The sequence below is a fragment of the Paenalkalicoccus suaedae genome (genome assembly GCF_006965545.2).
GTDB classification, from domain to species: domain Bacteria; phylum Bacillota; class Bacilli; order Bacillales; family Salisediminibacteriaceae; genus Paenalkalicoccus; species Paenalkalicoccus suaedae.
This window is the reverse complement of record NZ_CP041372.2, coordinates 1,788,029-1,798,996: the sequence shown is the minus strand read 5'-3', so window position 1 is coordinate 1,798,996 and position 10,968 is coordinate 1,788,029. Positions and strand designations below refer to the sequence as shown.

Sequence of the window (10,968 nt, the reverse complement as noted above, 5' to 3'; positions counted from 1 at the left end):
AGGTTCCCTCCTTACGTGCGATAAGACGCGTTTATTTTGACATAATCGTAGGTTAAGTCACATCCCCAGGCTGTCGCCTCGCCGTCACCCATTTTTAGCTCAACCGTAACAGAGACGTTTTCACTCATTAAGTACTCCTTGCCTTCTTCTTCACTAAAGTCAGCTGGTAATCCGTTTTCGACTACCTTAATGTCTCCAAGGTAGACAGTGACTTTACTTGGGTCAATCGGCTGATTGCTGTAGCCAACTGCACAAATAACGCGTCCCCAGTTTGGATCAGCTCCGTAAATCGCAGTTTTTACTAAGTTAGAGCCAATAATCGCCTTGGCGATTTTACGGGCAGAGTCCGTAGATTCGGCTTGCTTCACGTTTACTTCTACAAGCTTTGTCGCTCCCTCGCCGTCCTTCGCAATCTTCTTTGCAAGAAGTTGGCTGATGAGTGTGAAAGCATCCTGGAATTTGTGCCATTCAGGATGATCGGTCGTTAATTCCGTTTGCATATTCATACCGTTTGCGAAAGCAAGTACGGTATCGTTTGTGCTACAGTCACCATCGACTGTGATCATATTAAACGTTTCGTTTGTAGCTGTTTTAAGCGCTGTTTGTAGAGATTCCGCTTCCACGTTTGCATCTGTTGTAATATAAGCAAGCATCGTTGCCATATTCGGATGGATCATTCCAGAGCCTTTGCACGCGCCACCAAGTGTAATGACCTTGCCCTCGATTTCTACTTCAACAGCCACGTACTTAGTAACCGTATCCGTCGTAAGAATGGCTTGCTCAAAATCCGCTGTTACAGATTGATCAAGATCAATTTGCTCAATACCTTTTGTCAGTTTTTCCATAGGTAGCTGAACGCCGATCACACCTGTCGAAGCAACGGCAACTAAATGCTCGCTCACGCCGATGCGCTCGGCAACTAGCTTACGAGTCTCATATGCATTGGCCATACCGATCTCACCGGTGCATGCATTGGCATTAGCAGAGTTGACGACGACCATTTGTAGCTTATCCTCTACTGCGATAGACTCTTTTGTTACGTGCAATGGCGCTGCTTGGAAAGCATTTTGTGTATATACACCAGCAACCGTCGCTGGAACCTCTGAGTAAAGCCATCCAAAGTCAACTTTTTTACGACGTAAGCCACAGTGCGTGCCACCAGCTTTAAATCCCTTTGGACTTGTCACGTGACCGTTTTTAATTATTTGTAGTTGAGCAAAATCTGTCATGACCATGTTTTTATTCCTCCTATGGATAAACAGGCGATACCGTGAGCCCCATCTGCTCATCAAGCCCGTTCATAATATTAAAATTCTGAAGCGCCTGTCCTGACGCACCCTTCACTAAATTATCAATGACCGATACAATAATGACTCGCCGTGTCCGCTCATGAATATGGAAGCCAATATCACAGTAGTTACTACCGTAAACCTCTGAAGTAGATGGAACACCAGTTTCTCTAACCCTGACGAACTTTTCTTCTTTGTAAAACTCTTTATAAGCTTGGATGAAGCCCTCTTCTGTCACACCATCCTTGAGCTTTCCGTAGCACGTCATCATGATCCCACGCGTCATCGGAATCAGATGTGTGGTGAACGTAATGGCTACGTCTTCTCCTGCTTGCTCCGATAGATACCGTTCAATTTCAGGAATGTGCTGGTGCTTTCCTAATTTATAGGCCGTGACATTTTCATTCGTTTCTGAATAATGCGTCAGTAAGGATTGCTTTCGTCCTGCTCCCGAAACACCTGTCTTACCATCTATCACTAAATCCTGAGTATCAATTAATGATTCTTTAATACCTGGTAAAAGTGCTAACAGCGTTGCTGTAGGGAAACATCCTGGATTGGAGAGAATCTTTGCCTTCGCCACTGCATCTTTATTCACTTCGCTAAGTCCGTATACTGCTTGACTTAACGCATCTTTATCAGGTGCTGATAACCCGTACCATGCTTCATAATCTTCTTTAGATAATCTGAAGTCACCGGATAAATCAATATGCTGTACATCTTCTGTGCACGCTTCGATTTGTGATTTCGCAACTCCCGCTGGTGTTGCATAAAAGATGGTGTCTACTTCTTTTGCAATTTTATTAATGTCTAGTGCATCGAATGTATTTGTTACGACCCCTTTTAGATGCGGGTATCTAGTTGAGACGAGCTCTCCCTCTTCCGAAGTTGATACAATCGAGTGAATCGTGATTTGCTCGTGATGCTGCATTAATCTTATTAACTCTAAAGCTCCGTATCCTGTTCCGCCTACTATTGCGACTTTTAACACGCCTATCACGCCTTCCTACGAACTGTTGAATTATTTAATGATTATACTTAATAAGTAATATTTATTCAACCCTTATACATAATATTTATAAATATTTTTGTATGAAAATTAGGTTTGGGTAGTGTTTATCTTTTATGTAAGTTGCTTTAGTTGGTTATATATTTATTATGTTAACTAGTTATTAATATATTATTAAAGTCTGATCAAGGTTGTTATATGTAAAAACAGCAAAAAACCTTTGAATGGAGATCAAAGGTTTTGGATTCGTTCTATTTTTGTTTCTAATAGTAAGCTTTATTGTTTACCAAATGTTGAATCGGTAAATTCTTACGTTTACTAGCATGATATTTTTTATTATAAATCAATTTTATCTTAAAGAGGTATGTAACTACCTATTATTGTTCTCCTAAAAGTGCATCGTGTAAAGAAGGACTCGCTTCCCTCACTGCTCACACTTCCCTCACTTCTATAACCTCTTTGTTAGCTTTTTTAAAAAAATGTCTAATCTCATTATTACATTCACCCTTCTACCTTTAACATAATGCGTTTCTTCATCCATTTCGTCATTTATAATAGTATTTATAACATTTTTATTGTCTTTGATAATAATTTAACATGACCCTCTAAATGTTCTCTTGCTTCTTTTAATTTCTTCTTATATCGTTTTCTTTTTTTCTTAGACACAGCGTCTAGCCGTGATTCAATCAAAAAATATGATTTTCTACTCACTTCATAGTTTCCGTTAATAACATAGTCAATTAGCAAATCCATATGCGCTGAATAGTCAAATGGTTCAAGAGCTGCTAACAAGTTTCCTCTGTATCCTAGTGTCTTTGGATCTTTAAGCATATTAATGAGAGATTTTAATGCACGTTTATCACCAATATCAGCTAACGTGAGAGCAAGTGCATTTCTAAATATATGACTTTCCGTACTCTCTAATAGTTCACAAAGGTATGGGACAACGCTCTTTTATTTTGACTCCCCTAGTTCCTCTACTATTAGTATAGCGCGCTCACTATTATTTCGCTGTAATTCCAGCTTTAACTGCTCTTCAAGATTCATAATTGACCGCCTTTACTTAATTTAGATCATCTAAAAGGAACGATATAGAAGAGACTTAATCAAATTATTAATTAACTAAGACCTCATTAATAATCCTCCAGCATTCGTAACAATCTATTTACCACAACTAGGGCTAATTGGTGATGATTTTCTTCTGATTGCGTGAATCTAATTATCTCTAGATCATTTAAAATTTCTAACTCATTGTCTTTTAATTCTTCAGGAAAAATCGCTGTCTCTAATCGACTCTGCAACTCTACTAAATCAAACTCCCCATCAATAAATCTGTTACATACTGTTTTAATTCGATCATGATGTGACACTTTTCTCACCCCATACATATTGATTTGCCCATTTTATTAGATGTTCCCGATTATTACTCGTTTGAAAAATCATCAATTGCTTTCTCTTCGTTATGAGCAATAATAAGTTCACAACTTTGAGGAGTGAGGAAAATACCGAGTGTCTGTACAACCTAATCCTTAAAAATACTAAATCGATCCGCAGTTTCAATTTGCATAAAAATCGTCTAAAATTAAAGAGCTATTAAATGATTTTCTATCCAATACTGGAAGTTGTTTGGGTTACTTTAACTACCAAAGAATACGAACTGGATGGTGCTAAACTATATGAAACTATTAAACGGAGTTACAGGATTTTATGATTATACTTTATACGAGCCTCCGCAAGTTAATTATAATCAATTTAAACAGCTTTGTTATAGTTATACATTTACTAATCAAAACAAAGCGAGAGTTATTGATAGTAACGTAGATGCTGGTTTAACCAATTTCTATTTAGCTCATTTAGAGCATGAAGGAGTTCCGATATATATACTTCTTAATATGCATCATCCATACCTTGCTTTTGCGTCTAGAGTAGACGTTGAACATATTCACTTCGTAAATCACACGGCTATGTATGAATTTTTCTGTGCTTATTATCATGTGCTTCCTACTTCTGAACTTAATCGTCCAGTTAATAAAAAATTACTCAGTGATTCCAAACTTAATAAAGCTGAGATGGAGCAAATAACATATTGGCAGCCCAAAACGGTTGGTGAAATAATCTTTAATTATTGGGATTAAATGATCACTGGTTAATACCGCCTAGCCTCTGTAAATGAGTACTCATTTATGAATAATCACCCGATTTAATATCTGACTAATCTGACTTTATAATGCCGAATCATTCTCTTTTTCTTTTCTCATTAAGGCAAACGCTTCTTCAAATGCTATGCCTTTAAGTAAATATATTTTCTCCCCGTCAACTATTTTCTCGTTCAACCAAATTTGCGCTAAAGACTCCCCACAGCTAGCCTTAATCATGTCATCAGTATGATTATCATTGGCTACTTGTAATAATGCCTTTTCCACTTGGTCATCATTTGATATAAACCCTAAGTCTATAGCTGCATCATCTCTTTCTGCGTCGCTAATGTCGCTATCCAATAAGATGCTGATAAGCATGGTTTTCCTATCCATAAGTAACACCTCTATTAAATTTTTTAATAAAATGAATTTTTGACGTATTCTTTTTTAACGCATTTAATTGGAGGGTATTGCAGTAAAATCAGTCTCTTTATATTGCTCTAATTCTATTTAATATTCAATTATTGTATGGTCTTTTGCAATTAAAGCTCAGCTCAATGTGTTACTCTTTAAGTGTCTTATAAAGGGGGGGGATTTTGTGAATAGGAAAAATCTAGCACTTATAATACTTTTTATAACCGTGGCTATTCTAGGAATACTTTTAAGTTATGAATATAGCAGAACAAGGACAAACCTTGATCTTATGTTAGATTTGTTTTCAGGAGTTGAATATGTTGATATTGGAGAAGATGTAGACATTAATTTATTGGAAGAAGCAAGAGAGGAGCTTGTAAATCAAGGGACAGTCCAATTTACAAATTCTATAGAGTTTACTTCCAGTGATGGGCATGTTTATAAAGTCATTATCCTCTATGATAATAGGAAACCATATATTCACGAGATTATTAAATCTCCTTAATTCGGTTAACTATTAAATTTATCATTGTAAAAATCTATTCTATTAATTACTAAATATAGTATAAGTTGCTTTTACAGTTCATGACGCTTCGCATATAGTATATTAACAAAGTTGATAGTATACTACTTAATTAATCTTTGCTTATTAAATCTGAAATAGAAAGAATATCGTATTGGCAGCCTAAAAGATTGGCGAAATACTCTTTAACTATTGGGATTGAATGATCCCTACAAATTAGCGATTAGTGCAAAAGTAATCGTCACATGACTTTTTTAAACTTATATATACATAGTTTTTGAATAGAGAATAACTATGTATTTGGGAATGATATTTCCAAATACGATCTACTACTATTCTGCATATTAGATTAACGGTAATAATTTTATGTAATAGTAGTAAAGTTTTAATCATTATGATCGAGGGAAATAGCTAACATGTGGAATATAGTGTAATTTTAAGGAGAGCTATTTTGAACAATATATATCAAGTAAGCATTAGTTTGACAGTAATCATCATCATAACCGCGTGTGGCGAATCTGAAAGCGAAGAAACTAATAACGACAATCTAAATGATGCGGAAGAAATCGCGACGCAGTTTATCCGTTATGTAGATGATATTGAAGAATACCGATACGAATTTGAAATAAATGGTGAAGAAAAAATACACGTCGTTGAATACGCGGATCTATCAGCTGATGAAGTTTTATGGAGAAGTGAAACAGATGGATCTGGTTCTGGAACGCTGTACCAAGCTGTAAGCGGGGAAACCCTTCTCAACTATAACGATCATTATAACCTTTATAATTACAACGAAGTGACTCAACAAGTAGATGATACTCCTGCCGACTTGTTAGCTACAAGAGATGGATTAGAATCACTTATTGCCGATGAGGAGTCTTCACTTACTCACGAAGGAGAAGAAGAAATCAATGGAGTTATGGCACATAAAATTTCTTCAGGAGAAACTGCTTATTGGATTAGTACAGAAACCTCAATGCTCTTAAAAACTAATGGATCAAACCCTGATACAATTACAACTATACTTAACTTTGAAGAATTAGAGCCATTTGACGAAGGATTCTTTGAGCTGGATGATGTGATTTCAGATGATGCAAAAGAAGGAGATATTGGTGAAGCAATGTTAGAAGAACAGATTAGTGAGTAAATATAATATTCTGACCTTGAAAGATTATTAAGCATAGAGTGGCTGGGTTCAGCTCAATGGCTCTCGAATTCGGTATTAACATCACTTTGAAAATTGACGTGTAGTTACTTGTAGCTGAGGCTATAAACTTTACATTTTCACTCTCATATCTATTTTTAACATTAAGATTTACTTCCATTAAACGGATCCTTCCCTCTAAACGAGTAAGTACTACTTCTAATTACTCTTAATCATTTTCCTCGAATATGGCATATAGCGTTATTTCGTGTCCATTGTAATCGAAATCCGCAATCTCGGCAGGGAAAAACTCATTACCTGTTTTGCTTTGTTGAAATCTCATTATACAAAAATCAATTATTTCTCTGTCTAACCGCATTTCTAAATGTTTATGATTATAACCTAATTCTGCTGGAAAGCCTTGATCACTTATTGTAAGGGAATCTATAATGAGTTTTTTATCAAAAAAGCTCTCAATAATTAGGGAATATGTTGCCTCTCCTTCTTGAAATGCTTGGGTAAATAATTTCTCTAATTCAATAGAACCATTCTTATTAAATATTAACGTAAGCGCATCTTCATCGTCGCGATATAATCGAATCATTTTTTTCACTACTATAGATTAAGAACAATTGGTTGGAATAGTAGTTATTTGATAGGTAGATTCTAAGAAATTATTGCATTGATTACATAAAAGCCTCCCTAATTTCGGGAGGCTTATTTTACTTATAATATTGGTGACAGCAAACGAGAAATGGACTCTTTGAATCGAATCATTTTTGGTCGTGTGTTATATTTTTCAATTGTTAATCGATCGGAGATCATCATGTCATTTTCAAAGTCCTTTGACAGTCTCTCTGATATCTCTTGATCGTAAATAAATGCATTAACCTCAAAGTTTAATTTAAAGCTTCGCATATCAATGTTTGCGGTACCTACAGAACTCATTTTTCTGTCAATGATAATAGACTTGGCATGAATAAAGCCTTTTTGATAAATGTAGACTTTGACACCAGATTTTAAAAGCTGTCCGATGTGCGATAGAGTTGCCCAATAGACGAATGGATGATCTGGCATACTTGGGATCATGATGCGAACGTCTTTGCCTGTGAGCGCCGCTACACGTAGCGAATCCAGGAGACTTTGGTCTGGGATGAAATATGGTGTTTGGATGTAAATCGACTCTTTTGCGATCATGATCATTTTCATGTAGCCATTCTTAATTTGCTCCCATTCGGAGTCAGGGCCGCTTGAGACAATTTGCATCGTTGCCGTACCGTTAGATGGATTTTTCATTGGGAAATAGCGTGCTTCGTACTGGATTGGGTGGTCTTTCGACGCTTGATTCCAATCGAGAATAAAGCGTGTTTGCATCGGATCGACAGCATTGCCGGATACACGTAGATGCGTGTCACGCCAATAGCCGAACTTTTTGCTTTTGCCTAAATATTCATCCCCGACATTAAATCCTCCAACATAGCCGTGCTGTCCATCAATAACCGTTAGCTTGCGGTGATTACGATAGTTGAGTCGGAAGTTAAGTGGTGCAAGTTTAGATGGGAAGAATACGCCAACTTCTCCACCAGCAGCCGTGAGCTCTTTAAAGTGTTTTCTTCGCAGTTGCCTTGAGCCTAGCTCGTCATACAAAATGCGAACCTGCACACCCTCCTGCGCTTTTTGTGTGAGCTTTTGAATAATTTGCTGACCTAAATCGTCGTTTCTAAAAATGTAATATTGCATATGAATATGATCTTTAGCATCCTCGAGATCTTGAAGAAGCTGTCTGAATTTATCATGTCCATCCGCAAATACTTCGACATGATTATCCTTTGTTAAGATGGCATCGTTGTTGATGAGATGCATAAATATTAGGTCTCGATACGGGTCAATATTTTCGTCATGGTAAGAAAATGATGGGTTTTGTACCTGCTGAATCTGCTTCGCGATAATGTCCATGATCCCAATCTTTTTTATCCCTTCCCAATCAAACAGGCGTCGTCTCGTTAAATTTTGGCCGAGGAAAATGTACACTAAGAAGCCAAGAAACGGGATAAAAAATAAAATAAGGACCCATGCCCACGTAGCAGACGCGTCCTTTCGTTCAATAAAAATGATAATACCTGCAAATAGTATGTTGATTAAAAATAGAATGATTAACAGTATGGATACAATTTCAAATTCGAAAGTCATAACATCCTCCAGTGCGCCTGTTCTTACTTAGTTTACCCTATATTTACATCTCTTGTATAGTATTGAACGTAGGGGTTTTGTGTGCGTGGGGTGGTTAGGAAAATGAGTTGGTTGGCAAATTCGATTTTAGCATTCTCGGGTTGAGTTAATTCGTTAATTATCTGAGTTCGTTCTTGGAATTTTCGATTAGTCGGGTAGGATAATTGTTTATGATCATTGATTAACCGAATTGGCGTGTTCATTAATCGCTTATTGTCTTTGATTAGCCGGATTGTCATGTTCATTAACCGCTTTTCGCCTTCGATTAACCGAATGGCTGTGTTGGTTAACCGTTATACCCTCTCAAAAAAACAGAGCCGCATGCGGCTCTGCTTCCAACGTATCCTATTTAATCGGCTTTAGTTTTGCTTCGATTTCTTCTCGTTGAGATTCGAAGTATGGTGGTAACGCTAATTTTTCGCCTAATGTATCAAATGGCTCGTCGCTCTCAAAGCCTGGTCCATCTGTAGCGAGCTCGTATAAAATGCCATTTGGCTCGCGGAAATAGAGGGATTTAAAGTAGTAGCGCTCCACAAAGCCGGAGTTTGCGTACCCTTTTTCCGTGATAAAGGAGACCCATTTGCGGAGTTCTTCTTCATCTTCCACTCGGAATGCGACGTGATGGACGCTACCTCGACCAGGGCGCTCACGTGTTTCTTCGGATGCTTCGACGTGAACTTCTGCACCTGTGCCACCTTCTCCAACGCTAAATACGGTGACTGTCTTCCCATCATGCTCATAGGTGCCGATATTTTCAAAACCTAGCACTTCTGTTAGCACGTTATGCGTTTTCTCCGGCTTGGCGACAGTTAATCGAACTGGACCGAGGCCCATAATTCCTTTCTCACGATCGACTGGGCTGTGCTCCCACGGAGTTCCAGCAGCGACACCTTCATTCGTCTCGTCAGAAACAAGCGCTAAACGCTGTTCTTCAAAGTCCGTAAATTCGATTGTCTTTCTACCGAATTTGTCGATGATGCCAGAATGCTTGATGTCATTCTCGTCAAAACGCTTCACCCAATAGTCGAGAGTCGCGTCGTCTTTTACTCGTAGTGAGGTTTGGCTAATGCTGCCTGTTCCTGGATACGTTCTGCCTGCTTGCGGAATTTCAAAGAAGGTTAAGTCCGTTCCTGGATTTCCTTTTTCATCGGCATAGAAAAGATGGTACATACTTGTATCATCCTGATTGACTGTTTTCTTTACTAATCTCATTCCTAATACTTCTGTATAAAAGTGCACATTTTCTTTTGCTTTTGCTGTTAACGCTGACACGTGGTGAATTCCCTTAAGAGCTTTCACACTAACACCTCCATAGTTACTTACTTTTAATAAGTATATATCCTTTATTCAGTTTTTGCAAACATTTTATTTGGAAGCAAATATTTAAGTAACCATTGGAAAGGTACCAGATCATTTTCCATCGTCACTGTGCAAATAACCTCGATCTCCCGCTCAGGTATTAGAAAGATAAACTTCCCCTTCCGCCCTGCCGCATAATAAATAATTGGCTGACGTGACGTTCCCTTACTTACCCACCAGTGATGCGCGTATTGCTGATTTCGTATACCAGAATCGACTCGTGGCTTCATTAACTCATCAAAAAACGTGTAGCTCTTAAGTTCTTTTACTAGCTTCGTCAAAGAATTCGCCGAGATGCGAAGTCCATAGCCACCAAGGAGCACACCTTCGTCTGTCTTTTCCCAAGTGGCATGAAGATCGAGTGGATCTTTAAGTGTGCTTGTAAAGAACTCCGCAGCATCGCCAGTTGCGCGGTCTAAAACCACTGCAAGCAAGTAGGAGCAGACGTTATTGTACGCAAACGTAGCGGACTCATCGCGATCAAGCGTTAAAATATGCTGAAGGTATTCCGCTGATTGAAGTGTCTCCCTCCACTGAGCTTCCGTGTACCCCGCAGTCATCGTTAGAAGATCATTGATCGTCACTTTTTCTACAGGCGTGCCAACAGCCTCTTTTACATAGGTGTGAACAGGATCGTTAAGCGAATCGATATGTCCTTCCTCGCGCGCAAGGTAAATGAGAATTCCTAAAATAGATTTAGATATGGAGTTCACTTGATGAAGCTCGTCTAGCTTGCCCTCTCCAAAAGTAAAAACGCGTTCATTTTTATGTACAATGGTAAATGTTTCGATGTTATGCGCCTCGAGCTCTTTCGTTAATTTTTCCATGAGTCTCATCCTTTCTAAAAAAACGTGCTAAAGGTA

At 38.0% G+C, this 10,968-nt stretch carries 12 protein-coding genes; 3 read left to right on the top strand and 9 right to left on the bottom strand.

The annotated features are described in order from the left end of the window. Window positions 1-11: 11 nt before the first annotated feature. The 4 genes from argJ to FLK61_RS09635 all read right to left on the bottom strand — a co-directional run bounded on the left by argJ (window position 12) and on the right by FLK61_RS09635 (window position 3,668). A complete protein-coding gene (gene argJ / locus FLK61_RS09650) occupies window positions 12-1,235 on the bottom strand; it encodes a bifunctional glutamate N-acetyltransferase/amino-acid acetyltransferase ArgJ (protein WP_283811903.1) in 1,224 nt (407 codons plus the stop codon). A gap of 13 nt (window positions 1,236-1,248) precedes the next feature. After that, entirely contained in the window at window positions 1,249-2,280 is a 1,032-nt protein-coding gene (argC, locus tag FLK61_RS09645) for an N-acetyl-gamma-glutamyl-phosphate reductase (protein WP_176009259.1), read from the bottom strand. A gap of 579 nt (window positions 2,281-2,859) precedes the next feature. After that, entirely contained in the window at window positions 2,860-3,090 is a 231-nt protein-coding gene (locus FLK61_RS09640) for a hypothetical protein (protein ID WP_176009258.1), read from the bottom strand. 341 nt (window positions 3,091-3,431) lie between these two features. Beyond that, window positions 3,432-3,668, bottom strand: a complete 237-nt coding sequence (locus FLK61_RS09635; RefSeq protein ID WP_176009257.1) for a hypothetical protein — start codon at window positions 3,666-3,668, stop codon at window positions 3,432-3,434. 306 nt (window positions 3,669-3,974) lie between these two features. Here FLK61_RS09635 and FLK61_RS09630 point away from each other — a divergent pair, with 306 nt between their 5' ends. After that, window positions 3,975-4,433, top strand: a complete 459-nt coding sequence (locus FLK61_RS09630; RefSeq protein ID WP_176009256.1) for a hypothetical protein — start codon at window positions 3,975-3,977, stop codon at window positions 4,431-4,433. Between the two features lie 87 nt (window positions 4,434-4,520). Here FLK61_RS09630 and FLK61_RS09625 read toward each other — a convergent pair whose 3' ends face one another. Further along, entirely contained in the window at window positions 4,521-4,829 is a 309-nt protein-coding gene (locus FLK61_RS09625) for a hypothetical protein (RefSeq protein WP_176009255.1), read from the bottom strand. A gap of 205 nt (window positions 4,830-5,034) precedes the next feature. Between FLK61_RS09625 and FLK61_RS09620 the strand changes: the two genes are divergently transcribed. Continuing rightward, entirely contained in the window at window positions 5,035-5,355 is a 321-nt protein-coding gene (locus FLK61_RS09620) for a hypothetical protein (RefSeq protein ID WP_176009254.1), read from the top strand. Between the two features lie 469 nt (window positions 5,356-5,824). Beyond that, window positions 5,825-6,520 carry a LolA-like protein gene (locus FLK61_RS09615; protein ID WP_176009253.1) on the top strand — a complete coding sequence of 232 codons (696 nt, stop codon included), beginning with the start codon at window positions 5,825-5,827 and terminating at the stop codon, window positions 6,518-6,520. A gap of 226 nt (window positions 6,521-6,746) precedes the next feature. Here FLK61_RS09615 and FLK61_RS09610 read toward each other — a convergent pair whose 3' ends face one another. From FLK61_RS09610 to FLK61_RS09595, 4 genes are all read right to left on the bottom strand, one after another. After that, window positions 6,747-7,121 (bottom strand): hypothetical protein, encoded by a 375-nt coding sequence (locus FLK61_RS09610; RefSeq protein WP_176009252.1) that lies wholly within the window; start codon window positions 7,119-7,121, stop codon window positions 6,747-6,749. A gap of 122 nt (window positions 7,122-7,243) precedes the next feature. Continuing rightward, complete coding sequence (gene cls / locus FLK61_RS09605) at window positions 7,244-8,707, bottom strand: cardiolipin synthase (RefSeq protein ID WP_176009251.1); 1,464 nt, start codon at window positions 8,705-8,707, stop codon at window positions 7,244-7,246. Between the two features lie 384 nt (window positions 8,708-9,091). Then, on the bottom strand, window positions 9,092-10,045 hold the full coding sequence (locus FLK61_RS09600) for a ring-cleaving dioxygenase (RefSeq protein ID WP_249777712.1): 954 nt from the start codon (window positions 10,043-10,045) through the stop codon (window positions 9,092-9,094). 44 nt (window positions 10,046-10,089) lie between these two features. Continuing rightward, the gene (locus FLK61_RS09595; protein WP_176009250.1) at window positions 10,090-10,932 is read right to left on the bottom strand and encodes a serine hydrolase domain-containing protein; all 843 of its coding nucleotides are present in this window, start codon (window positions 10,930-10,932) and stop codon (window positions 10,090-10,092) included. Window positions 10,933-10,968 lie beyond the last annotated feature (36 nt).